This is a genomic window from Streptomyces sp. NPDC008079 (genome assembly GCF_042957385.1).
GTDB lineage: Bacteria > Actinomycetota > Actinomycetes > Streptomycetales > Streptomycetaceae > Actinacidiphila.
Genome location: NZ_JBIBIC010000002.1, coordinates 1 through 17,715, shown reverse-complemented (window position 1 = coordinate 17,715; position 17,715 = coordinate 1). Strand labels below are relative to the sequence as shown.

The window sequence follows — 17,715 nt, the reverse complement described above, 5'->3', positions numbered from 1 at the left end:
CGGCGGGTCAGACCGCTTCCTTCTCCCATACCGAGACGTGCCGGGTGCTGTCCTGCGTGAACGGTTCGCGCGACCAGCCCGCCCACCGCTCCCGCAGCCGCATGCCCGCCAGTTGGGCCATCAGGTCCAGCTCGGCGGGCCAGACGTAGCGGAACGGCGTCGAGGTGACCTGTCCCCTGCCGTCCTCGGTGACCGTCACGTAGTGGCAGGTCGCGTCCTGCGTGACCGTGTCGTAGACGGTGTACGAGCAGCCGTCGGGGCCGGTGTGGAAGGGCACGACGTTCTGTCCGTGCGGGATCTTCCGCAGTTCGGGGACCATGACCTCCACGACGAACCGGCCGCCGGGGCGCAGGTGCGCCGCCGCGTTGCGGAAGCAGGCGACCTGTGACTCCTGCGTGGCGAGGTTCATGACGGTGTTGAACACCAGGTAGGCCAGCGCGTATCCGCCGCCGTCACCGTTGCCGTTCCCGTCCGTGCTCGCGTTTCCGCCCGCGGTCCCGTCCGTGCTCGCGTTCCCTTCCGCGGTCCCCGCCGCGTACCCTTCCGCCGTCGTCGTCGCGATGTCCCCGATCGTGACGGGGATGTCCCGTCCGCCGGGCTTGGCCCGCAGCCGGGCCACCATCGCGCGCGACATGTCGATGCCCGCCACCGGCACACCGCGCTCGGCGAGCGGCACCGCGATCCGGCCGGTCCCGATGGCCAGTTCCAGCGCCCGCCCGCCGCCGGCCTGGTCCGCGAGGAAGTCCACCGTCCGCCGCACCACGCCCGGATCGAACTCCTCACTCGTGTCCGCGTCGTACCGCCCGGCCACGTCTTCGCCGAAGTACCCGTCGTCATGTCCGTCGTCGTGTCCGTCGTCATTGCTCACGCGCCGGACGCTAACCCGATCCCCGGGACGGCCGCGCCCGATTATTCCCGGCCACCGCGGCCTGCTCCGGCCTGCTCCGCCGCCCCGGCCGCCCGCGCTGTCCTGGCCGGGGGGCCGTGAGGTGGGCGGATACGGCGTGGATAGAGTGCTGGACGGTCCGCGCGAGCGGGCGTCCGTCACGACGAGGGGGAACTCGCGCATGCGCAGCACGACCGGGGCACGCAGGGCCGGAATCGGGGCCGAGGCCGGGCGGCGGGTGCGGCTCGGGGCCGCGGTCGTGGTCACGGCGGCGCTGGGGCTCGGGCTGGCCGGGTGCAACGGGTACCAGAGCACGTCGCCGTCGGCCGCGCGCAAGCATGTGGCGGCGGACGGCAGGACGGCCGCCTTCGCGCAGGGTGCGGACGGGCCCGTGGACTGCCGGAAGGCGAAGTGCGTGGCGCTGACCTTCGACGCGGGGCCGAGCGTGCGGGCGCCGCAGATCATGAGCATTCTGCGGAAGTTCCACGTGCACGCGACCTTCTTCACGCTCGGCAAGAACCACGTGATGAAGCACCCGCAGATGGTGCGGGACATGGTGGCGCAGGGCGACGAGGTGGAGACGCTGACCTGGTCCCACCAGATACTCACCAAGATCAGCTCGTCCGAGATCCGCAAGGAGATCACCGAGGGGCGGGACGCGGTGCAGAAGGTGACCGGCGTCCGGCCGACGCTGCTGCGCCCGCCGCAGGGCCGTACGAGCAGCAAGGTGACGGCCATCGCGCGGGACCTGGGCATGGCGGAGGTGGTGTGGAGCGCCAACGGCCAGGACTACCGGACCACCGACTCCGCGCTGATCGCCAAGCGCATCCTCCAGCAGACCAAGCCGGACGGCATCATCCTGCTGCACGATCTGGTCGACCCGACGAACAAGGGCTACAACGGCACGGTCGCCTCGATCGCGCCGATCGTCTCCACGCTCCAGGCCCGCGGCTACACCTTCGTCACCGTCTCCCAACTCCTCGCGCCGGGCACACCGCAGCCCGGCAAGGTCTACAAGTAGCCACGCCCCGAACGACGTTCACAGCGAAGCCCTGACTGACGAAGGCGGACCCGATGGCCCTGTTCGACCTGCCCCTCGACGAACTCCGCGCGTACCGCAGCCGGTCCGCGGAGCCCGCCGACTTCGACGCCTTCTGGTCGCAGACCCTGGAGGAGGCCCGCGCGCACCCGCTCGAGGCGCGGTTCGAGCCGGTACGGACCGGGCTCTCGACGGTCGACGTGTACGACGTCACCTTCGCGGGCTTCGGCGGCCAGCCGGTCAAGGGCTGGTTCGTGGCGCCCGCCCACGCGGCCGAACCCCTGCCGCTGCTGGTCGAGTTCGTCGGCTACGGCGGTGGGCGCGGCCTGCCGCACACCCATCTGCTGTGGGCCTCGGCCGGTTTCGCGCACCTGGTGATGGACACCCGTGGCCAGGGCAGCGGTTGGTCCGTCGGTGACACCCCCGACGAGGCGGGCAGCGGGCCCGCCGTCCCCGGTTTCATGACCCGTGGCATCGAGGACCCGCGATCCTTCTACTACCGCCGGGTGTTCACCGACGCGGTGCGCGCCGTCGAGGCGGCCCGCGCGCACCCGTTGACCGACGCCGCGCGTACGGTCGCGCTCGGCACCAGCCAGGGCGGCGGGATCACGCTGGCCGTCGCGGGCCTCGTACCGGACCTGGCGGCCGTCGCCCCCGACGTCCCCTTCCTGTGCGACTTCCCGCGCGCGATCCGGCTCACCGACCGCGACCCGTACCGCGAGGTGGGCCGCTACCTCAACACCCACCGCGCGAGCGTCGACCGGGTCACCCGGACGCTGTCCTACTTCGACGGCGTCCACTTCGCGGCCCGCGCCAACGCCCCCGCCCTCTTCTCCACCGCGCTCGAAGACCAGACGTGCCCGCCGTCCACCGTCTTCGCCGCCTTCAACGCCTACGCGCACGCCGACAAGCAGATCGAGATCTACGACTTCAACGGCCACGAGGGCGGTGGCCCTCATCAAGAGGCCACCCGCCTCGACTGGCTCCCCAACCACCTCACCCCCCGCCACCCGGCCTCGGAGGACTGGAGCCCCGCCCCGTCAGGGCCGTGAATCCTCGCCTCAACTGCGCGCAGGAGGACGACCCGCGCGACACCCCGGACCTCGGCCCGCTGGAGGAGTAGCCGCTCCACGGAGAAGAGGCAGCGCGACGACGAGCCCGCGCACCGCGGTCGCGGTGGCGCGGGCTCGTCGTCGCCGCTGTCGGCCGCGGTCAGCCCGTGCAGGTCAGGGTCGGATTGACCCAGTCCCCGTGGTCGTTGCCGTTGCCGTCGCCTCCGTCGCCGACGCCCAGGTCGATGACCTGGCCGCCGGTGACCGGCACGTCGATCGCGACCGGGGCCGAACCGCCGTTCAACACGGGCGTGGTGGTGAGCGCCTTGCCGTCGAGGGTCACGGAGAAGGTGACCGTGCCCGGATCGCCGTTGTCGACGCCGACCAGGGCGGTGAACCTGATGCAGCGCCCGTCGAGGTAGATCTGCACGTCGCTGGGCGAGTTGGTGCCCAGGCCCTTGGCGTAGGTGACGCCGCCCAGCTTCAGCGGGGTGCCGTCGCCGGACGCGGTGTCGCCGACGCTCTGGTCGCGTTCCACCGGTCCCCAGCCGTTGGTCGCGGACAGGAACTCCAGGTCGCTGACCTGGTTGTCCCCGGCCGGCGGCGGCGCGGGCACCGCCCCGACGATCCGTACGTCGCGCGGGGCCGTGGTGGACCGGCCCTGCGTCAGACGGGCCTTCACCGTCAGGGAGTTGACCTTGGCGGGGCTCTGCGGCGCGGTGACCTTCCAGGTGAAGGCGGCCGAGGAGCCGCCGCGTATCCGGTCGACGGCGGCGGGCGCGGACCGCGGGCTCACGGTCCACCCCGGCGGTACGTCGAGTGCCGCCGTGACCTTGGTGGCGGTCGGGCCGCCCTTGGGGACGGTGACCGTCGCGGTCGCGGTGAACGTCGCGCCGCCGCCCACCGATCCGGGGACCTGGAGGGAGACCGCGGAGGCCGGGGCGCCCGGCATCGCGTAACGGGCCTTGTCGTAGCGGGGGCTCTGGTTCCGGGCGACGGTCAGCGAGGAGGCGTAGCTGCCGTAGTCGGTCAGCGCGACCTTGCCGAGTCCGCCGGTCGTGCCGTCGAGATTCCACACGGCGAGGCTGACGGTGTTCCTGCCGTGCGGGTCGATGACGCCGTTGGGCAGCGGGAAACTGTGCTGCGGGCCCACGTAGTTGACGTAGTTGCCCATGTTCCAGCCGTTGACGTAGATCTCGACGCGGTACTTGCGGGACGGGTCGTCGGTGAAGGTGAGGCCGAGCGAGGTGTCCTGGCCCTTGGGGAGGTCGAGGTTGACGTCGGTGGTGTACCAGGAGACGCCGGGCGTGGTGTCGGTGGTCGGCAGGGTGACCGGCGTCCAGCCGTCGGTGGGGTGGCCGGGCAGCGGGTATCCGGCACGCTCGCCGTACAGGCCGCCGGAGTTGAGCGGACCGCGCACGGTGTCGACGGGGGTCTCGCCGCCGCGTACGCCCTGGAGCCGCCAGGTGATCGTGTCCAGCGGCGCGCCGGCCAGTGAGGCGCCGGTCAGACCGCGGGCGGCCTTGTTGCCGTTGGGCGGGTTGTAGTCCTCCTCGTGGCCCATGTTGACGGTGAGCACCGAGACGACGTTGTCGCCGGTCGTCTTGAGCACTCCGGCCGGGAACGCGTACGTCTTCTGGCCGTCCGCGGTCGCGCTGCCGAGGAAGGTGCCGTTGAGCCAGACCGAGGAGGCCGCGGCGCCGCCGCCGCTCTGCGCGGACAGCGTGATGCCGGTCTCCTTGCCCGTGGCGGTGAACCGGCCGCGGTACCAGGTGCTTCCGGTGTGGAAGCCGTAGTCGTCGGCGAACAGCACCGGCAAGGTGGCGGGCGTGGTGCGGCTGTTCGAGGTGGTCTTGTCGGCCACCTGCCAGGTCGAGTCGTCGAAGCCGGCGGCCGACTCGGGCGACTCCTGGATGTGCTTCCAGCCGGTCAGCGCGGGCAGGCTGACGGCCGCCGCGGTCGGTACGGTGCCGGTCCTGCTGCCGGTGGCCGTGGTGGCGGTACGGACGCTCTTGCCGTTCCACGTCACGGAGTCGGCGGTGCTGAAGACCTCGATCGCGCCGTCGGTGGCGACGTCGCCGGTCAGGGCGAGCGCCGAGCCGTTGGAGGCCGCGCCGCGCAGCAGGTGGGTGCCGCGCACCAGCACGGGTCCTGCGGCGGTGTCCTGCCGCCAGAAGGTCTTGGCGGTGTCGGTGTCGGCGAGCAGCAGGAGCAGCGGGTGCGCGCCGCCGCTGATCCGCACGCGGGTCAGGCCGGTGTGGGCGTAGTTGAGCCGCAGGTCGCCGGTGGCCGGGTCCCAGGCGGAGGTGACGGCGCCGCCGGTGGCGGTGACCGTCGGGCGGGTCGCGTAGTGCAGGACGGTCTCGCCGTCGGAGCCGTGGTCGCCGTAGAGCACCGCGACATCACGGCCGCCGACGGTGGCGTTCGTCATGATCTCCGAGGTGCTGTACTGGAGTTGGTTACCGCCGAGGCTGTAGTCCGCGACGATGATCTTGCTCTGGCGGCCGTTGAGGGTCAGCGCCGTGCCGGGCTGCTGCGGGACGGTGTAGACGGGGGCGGTGGAGCCCTGGCCGTTGTCGATGTCAATCGCGTCGATGGTGACGAACTGCCCTGACGCGGCGGTGTTCTTGGTGCCGGTGGCCACGATCTTCAGGGTGTGCGCCCCGGCGGCGAGCCCGGTCGCCCGGTAGGCCACGTACTGGTTCTGCTTGGTCGCGCCGTACAGGTCGACGGTCTTGACCTTGGCGCCGTCGAGGTAGACGTCCGCGATGCCGTGGTTGCCGTCGAGGTTGGTGACCCACTTCACGCCGGTGCCGGTGAAGCCGACCGAGACGCTGTCGCCCGCGGTGTCGGAGAACGACTCGGTGTGCTGGTAGTCGCCGCCGGTGTAGTTCTGTTCCGCACCGACGTGCGACCAGGCGCCGGTGTACGCGAGCGCCGGGTCGACGTCGTCGTACGTGTAGCCGGGGTGCGCGCCGAGGTCGATCGTCACGTGCCCGCTGTCGGTGGTCGTCGCGGTGGAGTCGGAGTGCCGCAGCACGTGGAACTGCGTGCCGGTGTCGGGGTTGCGGCGCGCGGTGTCGACGATCTTCGCGTTGTCGGTCGGGGTGGCGGGCAGCGCGTCGGTCTTGGTGAGCGGCGCGAGCGCCTGTGTGAAGTAGCCGATCAGCTTGTCCTGGTCGTACTTCGGGTCGAGCTGCCGGTTCTCGCGGATCGCGGCGCCGTAGTCGTACGACGTGTAGTTCTGCGGCTCGCCCAGCCAGCCCCAGTTGGTGCCGCCGTAGAGCATGTAGAAGCTCTGCGAGGTGGCGCCGACGGCGATGTTCTGCTTGTAGAACACGTCCGCGAACTGGTCGTTGATGAGCTGCGCGCACTTGTCGTAGCCGGGGCCGCCCCACGGGTCGAAGGCACCGCCCTGGAACTCGGCGGTGGCCAGCGGCTTGCCCGGGACGTGGTCGTAGCTGATGTCGGGCACGCCGTTCCACCGGGTGGGGTTGGAGCAGTTGAAGCCCTGCGGGTAGGAGTCGGCCGCGTCGACGGCCAGTTCGGCGTCACCGGAGTTGAAGGTGCCGTTGTTGTTGCCGACCAGCGGCACCTTGATGCCGTCCGCGGTGGCCTTGTCCTCCAGGTGCTTCATGTAGGCGCGGCCCGCCGCGCTGCCGTCGTAGTACTCGTTCTCGACCTGGTACTCGATCACCGAGCCCTTGCCGTCGGTGAGTTGGTGCCGGGCGATGATCCGGTCGATCTGCGTCTGCCACTCGTCGCTGTACTTCAGATACGCCGAGTCGCCGGTGCGGGTGTCCCCCGCCTTGGTCGAGAGCCAGCCGGGGAAACCGCCGCCGTCCACCTCGGCGTTGATGTACGGGCCGGGTCGGGCGACCACGTAGATGCCGAGGTCGTCGGCCATGTCGAGGAGCTTGTCCACGTCGCGGACGCCGGTGAAGTCGTAGACGCCCGGGGCGGGCGAGTGGTAGCCCCAGTCGAAGTAGAGGGAGACGGCGTTGAATCCGGCCGCCTTCATCTTCTGGAGCACGTCCAGCCACAGATCCTGGCTCGGCAGCCGGTAGTAGTGGAACTCGCCGCCCCACAGGTAGGTGCGCTTTCCGTCGATCATGAACGAATAGCCGTCGTAGGTGACCGAGTGGGTGGCGTGCGGGGCGCCCGCGTGCGCCGTGTCCGGCGCCCGCCCCGGCGGTTCGGCGGCGGCCCCCACGCCGACGCCGAGACCGACCATGAGCGCGGCGGTGACCCCCAGGGCCAGACAGCGCCGCAGCACCCGTCGGTACGTGCGATGAACAGCCATTCCTACCTCCACGTCACGTGCGGGAGTGGTCGCGAGCTTCAGCGGTCGCTCATGAACAGCCAGGAAAGAGCAGATTCCCTGTTGATATATGTGCGAACGAGTCGCATAGCGACGGGAAGTGTCGCAGTCCCCGATGGGTAACGCAACCATTCGGGCCGAAACGATTCAGCCGGATTCGAAGGAGGGCGGCGCCACGCGGCGCGGCCCCCGGACGGCCGTGCGTCCGGGGGCGGAACAGTCCCTGATCGGCGGCTGACCGGCGGGCGGGCGGCGGTCGGTCAGCGGCGTGGCGGCGGGCGGGCGGCGGCCCGGCGGCGGCGGGGCGGTGGCCGGTCAGCGGTCGGTTGGATGCCGGGTCAGCCGCGGCGGGCCACGCTTCTCGCCCGCAGCCGGTCGGCGGTGATGGCCAGCCCGAGCACACAACCCAGCACGATATTGGTGTAGTTGGAGTTGATCTGAAGCGTCGTCAGGCCGTTGTTGATCAGTTCGAGCAGGATCGTGCCCGCCACGATGCCGAGAATCCGGCCCTGTCCGCCGACCAGGCTCACCCCGCCGATGACGGCCGCGGCGATGGCCGACAGCTCCCACCCGACCCCGACGCCGCTGGCCGAGCCCACACCCATCCGGCCGAGCACGAAGATCCCGGCGAAGCCGGACAGCAGCGAACTGGTCACGTACATCGAGACGATGCGGCGGTCGCCGCGGATGCCCGCCAGCCGGGCCGCCTCGGGATTGCCGCCGACCGCGTACACCTGGCGGCCGGTGTAGGTGCGTTCCAGGAAGAACCACGCCGCCACGGCCACGACCGCGAAGACGATCAGCGGGAGGGGGATCTGCGCCACGTACGTCTGTCCCAGGTCGCCGAAAGTGCCGTCGATGCCGGTGATGGAGGTGCCGGAGGTGATGGCCAGCGTGACGCCCTGCGCGACCGTGTAGGTGACCAGGGTGACGACGAAGGGCGGCATTCTCAGCCGGGTGACGGCGAGGCCGTGGACGAGGCCGACCGTGCCGGTGACGGCCAGCGTGAGCAGGATCGCGAGCGGCGCGGGCAGTCCCGCGCGAACGTTGAACCAGGACATCAGGATGACGCTGGTGCCCAGCAGCGCGCCCACCGACAGGTCGATGCCGCCGGTCAGGATGACCAGGGACTCGCCGATCGCGATCAGCCCGTACTGGGACAGGTCGAAGCCCATGCCCTGGAGGTTGACGGCGCTGGCGAACGTCGACTTGTCCAGCGCGAGCGCGACGAAGACCACGACGCAGGCCGCGACCACGCCGACCTCGGGCGTCTCGGCCAGGCGGCGGACCGGCGACGTACGGCCGCCGCTCGCGGCGTCCTCCGTGGCCTCGATCGGTGCGGTGCTGGTGGTCATGGCCTCGCCTTCCCGTGAGTGCCGACGCCGACGGCGGTCATCGGCAGGGGTCTGTTGTCGTTCATGCGCGTGCCTTCCCCTGACGGTCGGCGACGGCGTCGGTCCGCGGCCCGAGCGTCCCGGCCTGTTGCCCGGCCTGTTCCCCGGTTCCGTCGCGCGCCCCGGCCCCGTCCCCGTCGCGCGTACCGGGCGCGCCGTTCCGCGTACCGGCCGCGGCGGTCATGATCGCTTCCTTGCCGAACCGGTCGCGGGGAAGGTCGGCGACCACCCGGCCGTGCGCCATCACCACGATCCGGTGGCAGATCCACAGCAGTTCCTCCAGCTCCGAGGAGGCCACCAGCACCGCGAGGCCGTCCTGCGCCGCGGTGTCGATGAGGCTGTAGATCTCCGCCTTGGCCCCGACGTCCACGCCGCGGGTCGGCTCGTCCAGGAGCAGCAGCCGGGGCTCGGTCGCCAGCCAGCGCCCGAACACCACCTTCTGCTGATTGCCGCCCGACAGGTCCGAGATGAGCTGTTCCTGGCTGCGCAGCCGCACCCCGAGGTCCTGGACGATCCGGGCCGCGTGCGCCTTGTCCGCCCTCGGCCGCAGGACTCCACGTGCGCTGATCCGGCGCAGCGTGGCCAGCGTGACGTTCCAGCGCACCGAGTGCGCCGGGAGCAGCGACTGGACCTTGCGGTCCTCGGGCACCAGTCCGATCCCCGCCTCCACCGCGTCGGCGGGGTGGCGCGGGCGGAAGTCGGCGCCGTCGAAGACGACCGTGCCACCGGTACGCGGCTGCGCGCCCATCAGCGTGTGCAGCAGGCGGCTGCGCCCCGAGCCCATGAGCCCGGCCACGCCGACGATCTCCCCCGCCCTCACGTCGAGGTCGACGGGCCCGAGGCCGTCCGCGGTCAGCCCGCGTACCGACAGGGTCGTCGTGCGCTCGACGGAGGACGGCGGGGCCAGGTCGGCGCGGGCCAGCTCACTGCCGACCATCTCCCGGATCATCCGCTCCTCGCTCGCCTCCGCCGGGGCCAGATCGGCCACCATCCGGCCGCTGCGCAGCACGATCACCCGGTCCGCGACGGCCTGGACCTCGTCCAGGCGGTGGCCGATGAACAGCACCGCCCCGCCGGCCGCCGCGTGCGTACGGGCCAGGCCGAGGACCCGCTCGGCCTCGACCGGGCCGAGCGAGGAGGTGGGTTCGTCCAGGATCAGCACCAGCGGATGGTGGCCCCACGCCTTGGCGATCTCGATCATCTGCCGTACGGGGACCGGGAATCGCTCCACCGGCCGGTCCACGTCCACCCCGCTGACGCCGACTTCGGCGAGCAGTGCGCGCGCCTCCGCCCTCGTACCGGCGCGGTCGTAGACGACCCGGCCCAGGGTGCGGGACGCCGCCCGCGCGGGACGGCGGCCCAGCAGCAGGTTCTCCGCCACGCTCAACTGCCCGACGAGCGGGAACTCCTGGGCCACCAGGGCGACGCCCAACTCCTTGGAGTGGTCGGGCCGTCCGGCGTGGAGCGGCGTACCGGCGATCTCGATGCTGCCGGTGGTGGGCGTGACGGTGCCGGACAGCACGCCCATCAAGGTGGACTTGCCCGCGCCGTTCTCCCCCACCACCGCGACGATCTGTCCACGGGCCAGGTCCAGGCTCGGGATGTCGAGCACCTTCACCGGCCCGTACGACTTGCTCACCGACCGCAGCCGGACGGCGACCTCGGGGGCCGGGGCCCCGTCCGGGGCGGAGGCCGGGCCGGGGGCCGGGGTCTGAGCCGGGGCCGGGGACCGTGGAGCCTCGTACGGGGCCGGACCCGAAGCCATCAGCCGATGCCCAGGTCGGTCAGCTTGGTCTGGTACGCGGCCAGGTTCGCCTGGGTGACCAGGCCGACGCCCGAACTGAGCGTGGTGCCGTCCGACTCCAGATACGGCTTGACGATCCGGAGGGTGGCGTCCTTGCCGAGCACCTTGAACGCGGCCAGCAGATAGGCGCCGGTGTAGCCCTGCTGGTAGGGCTGTTGGAGGACGGTGGCCTGGATGACACCGGCCTTGATGAACTTCAGCGTCTGCGGGTCGCTGTCGTCCGAGATGATCTTCACCCGGCCCGACTTCCCCGCGGCCTGCACCGCCTGCCCGGCTGACGGTCCGTCATAGGAGTAGACGCCGTACAGGCCGTTGATGTTCGGGTTGGTCTGGATCGCGGTCTGCGCGTTGGTGAGCGCCTTCGCCGCGTCCATGCCGTCGCTGAGCTTCTGCGCGACCTTGATGCCGGTGCCCTTGAGCGCGTCCTCGAAACCCTGGATCCGCTCCACCGCGTTCGACGTGGTCAGCGAGCCGACGAGGACGACGACCTGGCCCTTGCCGCCGAGCGCCTGCTTCATGGCCTCACCGGCCTTCTGGCCCGCCTGGTAGTTGGGCGTGCCCAGATACAGGTCGGCGCCGTCCTCCGGCGGCAGCGGGGAGTCGATCGCCAGCACCGGTATCCCGGCGCTCTTCGCGGACGCGATCGGCGCCTTGATCGCCGTCGGGTCGATCGCCGACACGCTCAAGCCCGTGATGCCCTGGCCGCGCAATGTCTGGATGAGGGAGAGCTGCTGGTCCAGACGGCCGTTGGCGGGCGCCTGGTAGACGCCCTTCACGCCGAGGTCGGCCAGGCCCTTGGTGAAGCCGGACTTGCCCGCGTTCCAGTAGTCGACCGCCACGTTGACCACCATGGCCTCGTGCAGCTTCGACAGGTCCTTCCCGGCCAGCGCGGCCTTCAGCGCCGCGTCCAGCTTCGCGAGATTCGCGTCGTTGAACGCGATGTCGCCCTTGATCGTCACCGCCGCGGGGCTCCCGCCGCTCGCCGCGTCCGCCGCGGACGAGTCACCGGCACCGCTCTTACTGCACGCCGTCGCGGACAGGGCCACCGCCAGCGTCACCGCTGCGGCTCCCCATCGTCCGTGCCGGGCAAGGGCCTTTCGGGCGTCGCGCATGGCTGCATCCTGTTCGGGCAGTGGCCTCTCAGCCAGTTTTGTGAGCGCTAACAATTAGTGAGGAACAGAATCACGCAGAGCGGGACATCTGCTCTCTCCTCGCGGTAACTCGCCGATCTCTTACGGCACCAACGGGTGTTCCGGCTGCTGAGCGCGCCGCTGAACAGGCCGGACCCACTGACCCGATCGCCAGGCGCGCCGTCAGCTGTCGCCTATGAGTGTTAGCGCTCACTGATCGGTCGTCAAGACGTTGCACAGAGAAAAACCCGCCTCCGGCGCGGTGGCCGTCGCGGTGCGGCTCCCCCCGCGGCGGGGCGCGCGGACAGGGCCGCACCCGCGGACGCGGTCGGCCGTACGGCGCGGGGCGGGTGCGGGGGCCAGGGCAGCTCCGACGGAGGGTCAGAGGCCGCCCGCCAGGCGGTAATACGCCTGATTCCAACGGATCTCCTGGGTGAAGCGGCGCAGTTGGGTGTCGTGGTCGATGAGAAGGAGTTCGGTGCGGAGCATGTCGGCCAGGTCGGCCAGTTCCTCGGCGCCGACGGCGCTGGAGAGCACGGTGTGGTGCGGGCCGCCCGCGGTCAGCCAGGCTTCGGTGGAGGTCCGCAGATCGGGCGCGGGCCGCCACACCGCGCGGGCCACGGGCAGTCGGGGCAGCGGCTCCGCGGGCGCGACGACCTCGATCTCGTTGGCGACCAGCCGGAAGCGGTCGCCCATGTCGGCCAGGCCCACGACGACCGCGGGCCCCGGCCGGGCGTCGAAGACGAGCCGTACCGGGTCCTCCCGGCCGCCGATCCCCAGCGGGTGGATCTCGCACGAGGGCCGGTGCGCCGCGATCGTCGGGCAGACCTCCAACATGTGCGCGCCCAGGATCACTTCACCGCCCGGCGTCAGGTCGTAGGTGTAGTCCTCCATGAAGGAGGTGCCGCCCGGCAGACCGGCCCCCATGACCTTCACGGTGCGCAGCAGCATCGACGTCTTCCAGTCGCCCTCGCCGCCGAAGCCGTACCCGTCGCCCATCAGCCGCTGCACCGCGAGGCCCGGAAGTTGCCGAAGGCCGCCCAGATCCTCGAAGTTGGTCGTGAAGGCGGAGAAGCCGCCCTCGGTGAGGAAGGCGCGCAGACCCAGTTCGATCCGGGCCGCGTACCGCAGCGCGTCGTGGCGCTCGCCGCCCGCCGCCAGCTCGCCCGCCAGCCGGTAGGCGCTCGCGTACTCCTTGACCACCTCCGAGACGGCCGCGTCGTCCACCTCGTCCACGACGGCCACCAGGTCGTTGACGCCGTAGGTGTTCACCGAGACGCCGAACCGCAACTGCGCCTCCACCTTGTCGCCCTCGGTGACGGCGACGTCGCGCATGTTGTCGCCGAAGCGGGCCACCTTCAGACGGCGCAGCGCGTCGTGTCCGAGGGCGGCGCGCATCCAGGTGTGGACGCGGGCCACGACGGCGGGATCGGAGACATGGCCCGCGACCGTCTTGCGGGCGATGCCGAGCCGGGCCTGGAGATAGCCGAACTCGCGGTCGCCGTGGGCGGCCTGATTGAGATTCATGAAGTCCATGTCGATGGTGGACCACGGCAGTTCGACATTGGCCTGGGTGTGCAGATGCAGCAGCGGCTTGCGCAGCAGGTCGAGGCCCGCAATCCACATCTTCGCGGGCGAGAAAGTATGCATCCACGCGATCAGACCCACGCACGCCCGGCTGGAGTTGGCGTCGACGACCGTGCCGGTGATGCCGGAGGCGTCGGTGAGCACCGGCTTCCACACGATCCGCACCGGGCCGCCGGGGGTGGCGGCGAGCCGGTCGGAGATGGCGCGCGACTGCTCGGCGACCTGCCGCAGCGTCTGCTCGCCGTACAGGCCCTGGCTGCCGGTGAGGAACCAGACCTCGCGCTCGTCGGACGGTGTCATGCCAGGGCTCCTCGGTCGGCGGGGGCGGCGGTATCCGCGGGATCGGCGGTGTCAACGGGGGCGGCCGGACCGTCGCGCACGACGGCCTGCGGCTCCTGGCCGGCGGGGGGCGGCCCGGCGGGGCCGCCGGAATCGGCGCTATCGGCGGCATCAGCGCGATCGGCCGCCGTCTGCTGCCCGTAGACGTTCTGGTAGCGGTCGTGGAGCCGGTCGATGTCGGCGCGGGTGAGGGGCAGCGGATCGCCCAACTGCCGGGAAATGTGCACGGTACGGGCCACGTCCTCGCACATCACCGCCGCCTTCACGGCCGCGCGGGCGTCCTTGCCTATGGTGAACACCCCGTGGCTCTTCATCAGCACCGCCGGCGAGCGGTGCCCGGCCAGCGTCTCCACGATGCCCCTGCCGATCGAGTCGTCACCGATCAGCGCGAACGGCCCGACCGGGATCTCGGCCCCGAACTCGTCGGCCATCGCGGTCAGTACGCACGGCACCGGCTCGCCGCGCGCCGCCCACGCGCACGCGTACGTCGAGTGGGTGTGCACCACCCCGCCGACCTCCGGCAGGTGCCGGTAGACGTAGGCGTGCGCGGCGGTGTCCGAGGACGGCGACAAGTCGCCTTCCACCACCCGCCCTTCGAGGTCGCACACGATCATCGCGTCCGGTGTCAGCCGGTCGTAGTCCACACCGCTCGGCTTGATCACGAACAGGCCGTGCCCCGGCACGCGCGCCGAGACATTGCCCGCCGTCCAGACGACCAGCCGGTAGCGGACCAGTTCCTGATGCAGGTCGCTGACCTGCTGTCGCAGGCGTACGACGGCCTCTGCGGCAGGGGGCGGAAAGGGGTGACTGCTCATACGGGACCTCGGCAGGGAGTGAGCGTTAACATTCTGGGTGAGCGCTAACAAAGAGCGGTGCCACGAGACGCCGCCCTACGGCTGAGCCGGGGTGTCCGCCTGCACCCGCCCTCGGAGCGCCCGCAGGCGGTGCATGACATCGCTGCCGCCCCGGCCGAAGTGGTCGTGCAGGGCGCGGTATTCGGCGTAGAGGTCGTCGTAGGCGGCGGCGCGTGCGGGGTCGGGCAGATAGGCGTCGCGGTGCAGGCGGCCCATCGCGGCCGAGGCGGCGCGGATGTCGGGGTGGGCCCCCGCCGCGACGGCCGCGTGGATCGCGGCGCCCAGCGCCGGGCCCTGCTCCGAGGACAGCACGTTGACCGGCCGGTTCAGCACATCGCTGTAGGTCTGCATGAGGAAGGTGTTCTTCAGCAGGCCGCCCGCCGCCGTGAAGTCGGTGACCGGCACCCCCGCGCCCTCGAACGCCTCCACGATGGTCCGCGTGCCGAAGGCCGTCGCCTCGACCAGCGCCCGGTAGATGTCCTCGGGGCGGGTGTCCAGCGTCAGCCCCACCAGGAGCCCCGACAGGTGGTGGTCCACCAGCACGGAGCGGTTGCCGCTGTGCCAGTCGAGCGCCAACAGCCCGTGCCCGCCGACCGGTTGGGCGGCGGCCTTCTCCGTCAGCAGCTCGTGCGGGCTGATGCCGCGCTGCCGCGCCTCCAGCGCGTACGGCTGCGGTGTCGCGGTCCGCACCGCCCAGGCGAAGATGTCCCCCACCCCGCTCTGGCCCGCCTCGTAGCCCCACAGGCCGGGGACCACGCCGTCGCGGACCACCCCGCACATGCCCGGCACCTCGGCGAGCACGTCGGAGTTCATGATGTGACAGGTCGAGGTCCCCATGATCGCCAGCAGATGGCCGGGGTCCAGGGCCCGCGCGGCGGCGCTGGTGACATGCGCGTCGACGTTTCCGACCGCCACGACCGTGCCCGCGCGCAGCCCGGTCAGCGCGGCGGCCGAAGCGCTCAAACGCCCTGCTGCGGTGCCCAGTTGGGACAGCGGGTGGTCCAGCTTCGCCGTGAAGCCGGCGAAGTCCGGGTGCAGGGAGGCCAGGAACGCGGCGTCCGGATAACCCCCGTCCTGGTGGATGCCCTTGTAACCGGCCGTGCACGGATTGCGGTTCTCGGCCCCGGTCAACTGCCAGACGATCCAGTCGGCCGCCTCGATCCACCGGTCGGCCGCCGCGTAGACCTCCGGGTCCTCGCGCAGCACCTGCAACGCCTTGGCGTACTGCCACTCGCTGGAGATCCGCCCGCCGTAGCGGCCGAGCCACGGCTGCCCGGACTCCCCGGCGCGGCGCACGATCAGCTCCGCCTCCGGCTGGGCCGCGTGGTGCCGCCACAACTTCGGGTAGGCGTGCGGGCGTTCGGCCATGTCCGGCAGCTCGCACAGCGGCGTGCCGTCCGCCGTCGCGGGCAGCACCGTACAGGCGGTGAAGTCCGTCGCCACCCCCACGACCTGCTCCGCCCGCACCCCGGCGGCCTCCAGCGCGCGCGGCACGGCGAAGCGCAGCACGTCCCGCCAGTCCTGCGGAATCTGCAACGCCCAATCGGGCGGCAGCTCACGGCCGTTCGGCAGCGCGCCGTCCACCACCCCATGGGTGTACTCGTGGACGGCGCTGCCCAGCTCCTTGCCGTCGTCGACCGCCACGACCAGGGCGCGCCCGGACAGCGTGCCGAAATCGATGCCGACGGTGACGGCGGGAGGATCGGTCATCATGCGTGTCTCCCCATGCGCCGGGGGCTCCGGCAGCCGGTCGCGTACCGATTGCCCTGCGGTGTGAACTCTGCGGCGGTGCGGTCCTGTTCTGTCCTGCGGGACGTGCTGCGAGAGGTGCTGCGGGATGTGCGGCGGGGCTTCCTGCCGGACTCGGTGCCGGTCCGGTGGCCGGACCTGTGGCGACGCGTGCTGCGATCCGTGCCGCGGTGCCGTGCGCCGCCCGTACGGACCGCCGCCCTCAGGACGGGTTGCTGCTGCTGCGGACGATCAGGCGCGGTTCGATGACGACGCGTTCGCCGCCGCGGGTGGTGCCGGACTCCAACTGGTCGACCAGCAGCCGGATACTGGCCTGGCCGACCGCGGTGAAGTCCTGCCGGACGGTGGTCAGCGGCGGCGCGAAGAACTCGGCTTCAGGGATGTCGTCGAAGCCCGCGATGGCGACCTGGCCCGGCACCGAGAGACCGGCCTCGCGGAAGGCCCGCAACACCCCCAGCGCCATCTGGTCGTTGGCGACGAAGACGGCCGACACCTCGGGTGAACCGCGGCGCCCGGAGCCCGCCGAGACCCGGCCCGCCAGCTCCTGTCCCGCGCGGTAGCCCGACAGCGGCGTCCAGTCCCCCACCAGCGGCGACGGCACCTCGACGCCCGCCTCCTCCAGCGTGGCGCGCCAGCCCTGCACGCGGGCCTCGGCCTCCAGCCAGTTCTGCGGGCCCGCGACATGCCAGACCGTGCGGTGGCCGCCGGCCAGCAGATGGCCCGTGACCAGCCGCGCGCCCAGCTCCTGGTCCACCGAGACGCCGGGGATCGGCAGGCCGTGCCCGCCCTCCACCGTGACGACGGGGAACGGCAGCTTCAGCTCGGCCAGTGCGGCGACGGCCTCCCGCTCCGGCACTATCACGACGATGCCCTCCACCCCCCAGTCGCTGAGGTGGTCGATCGCGTCCGCGAGCGCCTTCGGGGTGTGCCGCCGCAGGGTCACCGCGGAGACCATGTAGCCCTCGTCCCGCGCCGCTTCCTCCAGCCCGAACAGCGTGCTCGCCGGGCCGAACAGCGTCGGATTGCACGCCACCACCCCCAGCGTCAGCGTCCGCCGCGTCACCAGCGCCCGCGCCGACGAGTTCCGCCGGTACCCCAGCGCCTCGATCGCCCGCAGCACCTCCGCGCGCGTGGTGTCCCGCACGTTCGGGTGATCGCTCAGCACCCGCGACACCGTCTGATGCGAGACGCCCGCCACCTGGGCGACATCCGCCATGGTGGGGGCCCTGCGGGGCGCTGCCGGGTCCGCGGTGCGAGACATGGCTCTCCGTTCCGTGATGCTGCTAAGTGTTAGCGCTCACAGTCCCATCCGTCAAGGCCGTACGCTCGCGCTTGACGGAGGAAGAAGGGCCTTTACCAGGCCCCCCGGCGGGGGCGACCCTCCCAAGGGCTTGGGCCCCTTAGGCGCACGCGGAAGGCGCGCCGCGCTGGCGCAGGGCCTGCTTTTCAGGGGCGCGGGGAAGGTGCGCCGCGCTGGCGCAGGGCCTGCCTTTAAGGGGCGCGGGGAACTGCGCGCTCAGCCGAAGCGCTCCCGCACCTCACCACCCGCCCCAGCGGGGC

At 71.7% G+C, this 17,715-nt stretch carries 11 protein-coding genes; 2 read left to right on the top strand and 9 right to left on the bottom strand.

Translation table 11 applies throughout. The features are described from left to right. Positions 1-7: 7 nt before the first annotated feature. The gene (locus ACFZAM_RS07155) at positions 8-868 is read right to left on the bottom strand and encodes an SAM-dependent methyltransferase (protein WP_391043654.1); all 861 of its coding nucleotides are present in this window, start codon (positions 866-868) and stop codon (positions 8-10) included. 199 nt (positions 869-1,067) lie between these two features. Here ACFZAM_RS07155 and ACFZAM_RS07150 point away from each other — a divergent pair, with 199 nt between their 5' ends. Continuing rightward, entirely contained in the window at positions 1,068-1,907 is an 840-nt protein-coding gene (locus ACFZAM_RS07150; RefSeq protein WP_391043652.1) for a polysaccharide deacetylase family protein, read from the top strand. Between the two features lie 53 nt (positions 1,908-1,960). Next, complete coding sequence (locus tag ACFZAM_RS07145; protein WP_391043651.1) at positions 1,961-2,977, top strand: acetylxylan esterase; 1,017 nt, start codon at positions 1,961-1,963, stop codon at positions 2,975-2,977. A gap of 160 nt (positions 2,978-3,137) precedes the next feature. Here the strand turns inward: ACFZAM_RS07145 and ACFZAM_RS07140 are convergent, their stop codons facing one another. The 8 genes from ACFZAM_RS07140 to ACFZAM_RS07105 form a co-directional block, all read right to left on the bottom strand. Beyond that, positions 3,138-7,280 carry a beta-galactosidase gene (locus tag ACFZAM_RS07140; RefSeq protein ID WP_391043649.1) on the bottom strand — a complete coding sequence of 1,381 codons (4,143 nt, stop codon included), beginning with the start codon at positions 7,278-7,280 and terminating at the stop codon, positions 3,138-3,140. 356 nt (positions 7,281-7,636) lie between these two features. Then, positions 7,637-8,653, bottom strand: a complete 1,017-nt coding sequence (locus ACFZAM_RS07135; protein WP_355334606.1) for an ABC transporter permease — start codon at positions 8,651-8,653, stop codon at positions 7,637-7,639. Positions 8,654-8,714: 61 nt separating this feature from the next. Continuing rightward, positions 8,715-10,457: an ATP-binding cassette domain-containing protein gene (locus ACFZAM_RS07130; protein WP_391043646.1), complete on the bottom strand. Its 1,743-nt coding sequence runs from the start codon at positions 10,455-10,457 to the stop codon at positions 8,715-8,717. Then, on the bottom strand, positions 10,457-11,608 hold the full coding sequence (locus ACFZAM_RS07125) for a substrate-binding domain-containing protein (RefSeq protein ID WP_391043644.1): 1,152 nt from the start codon (positions 11,606-11,608) through the stop codon (positions 10,457-10,459). Before ACFZAM_RS07125 ends, ACFZAM_RS07130 begins: the two co-directional genes overlap by 1 nt. Before the next feature lie 399 nt (positions 11,609-12,007). Then, positions 12,008-13,513 carry an L-arabinose isomerase gene (gene araA, locus ACFZAM_RS07120; RefSeq protein ID WP_355334615.1) on the bottom strand — a complete coding sequence of 502 codons (1,506 nt, stop codon included), beginning with the start codon at positions 13,511-13,513 and terminating at the stop codon, positions 12,008-12,010. After that, entirely contained in the window at positions 13,510-14,367 is an 858-nt protein-coding gene (locus ACFZAM_RS07115) for an L-ribulose-5-phosphate 4-epimerase (protein ID WP_391043641.1), read from the bottom strand. The genes araA and ACFZAM_RS07115 overlap by 4 nt, the downstream gene beginning before the upstream one ends. 75 nt (positions 14,368-14,442) lie before the next feature. After that, positions 14,443-16,119 carry a ribulokinase gene (gene araB, locus ACFZAM_RS07110; RefSeq protein WP_391043639.1) on the bottom strand — a complete coding sequence of 559 codons (1,677 nt, stop codon included), beginning with the start codon at positions 16,117-16,119 and terminating at the stop codon, positions 14,443-14,445. Positions 16,120-16,357: 238 nt separating this feature from the next. Then, the gene (locus tag ACFZAM_RS07105; protein ID WP_391043637.1) at positions 16,358-17,416 is read right to left on the bottom strand and encodes a substrate-binding domain-containing protein; all 1,059 of its coding nucleotides are present in this window, start codon (positions 17,414-17,416) and stop codon (positions 16,358-16,360) included. Positions 17,417-17,715 lie beyond the last annotated feature (299 nt).

Coding starts and splice junctions, on each gene's coding strand:
- ACFZAM_RS07150 (WP_391043652.1), top strand. CDS start 1,068: ATGCGCAGCACGACCGGGGCACGCAGGGCCGGAATCGGGGCCGAGGCC.
- ACFZAM_RS07145 (WP_391043651.1), top strand. CDS start 1,961: ATGGCCCTGTTCGACCTGCCCCTCGACGAACTCCGCGCGTACCGCAGC.
- araA (WP_355334615.1), bottom strand. CDS start 13,513: ATGACACCGTCCGACGAGCGCGAGGTCTGGTTCCTCACCGGCAGCCAG.
- ACFZAM_RS07105 (WP_391043637.1), bottom strand. CDS start 17,416: ATGTCTCGCACCGCGGACCCGGCAGCGCCCCGCAGGGCCCCCACCATG.
- ACFZAM_RS07140 (WP_391043649.1), bottom strand. CDS start 7,280: ATGGCTGTTCATCGCACGTACCGACGGGTGCTGCGGCGCTGTCTGGCC.
- araB (WP_391043639.1), bottom strand. CDS start 16,119: ATGATGACCGATCCTCCCGCCGTCACCGTCGGCATCGATTTCGGCACG.
- ACFZAM_RS07115 (WP_391043641.1), bottom strand. CDS start 14,367: ATGAGCAGTCACCCCTTTCCGCCCCCTGCCGCAGAGGCCGTCGTACGC.
- ACFZAM_RS07125 (WP_391043644.1), bottom strand. CDS start 11,608: ATGCGCGACGCCCGAAAGGCCCTTGCCCGGCACGGACGATGGGGAGCC.
- ACFZAM_RS07130 (WP_391043646.1), bottom strand. CDS start 10,457: ATGGCTTCGGGTCCGGCCCCGTACGAGGCTCCACGGTCCCCGGCCCCG.
- ACFZAM_RS07135 (WP_355334606.1), bottom strand. CDS start 8,653: ATGACCACCAGCACCGCACCGATCGAGGCCACGGAGGACGCCGCGAGC.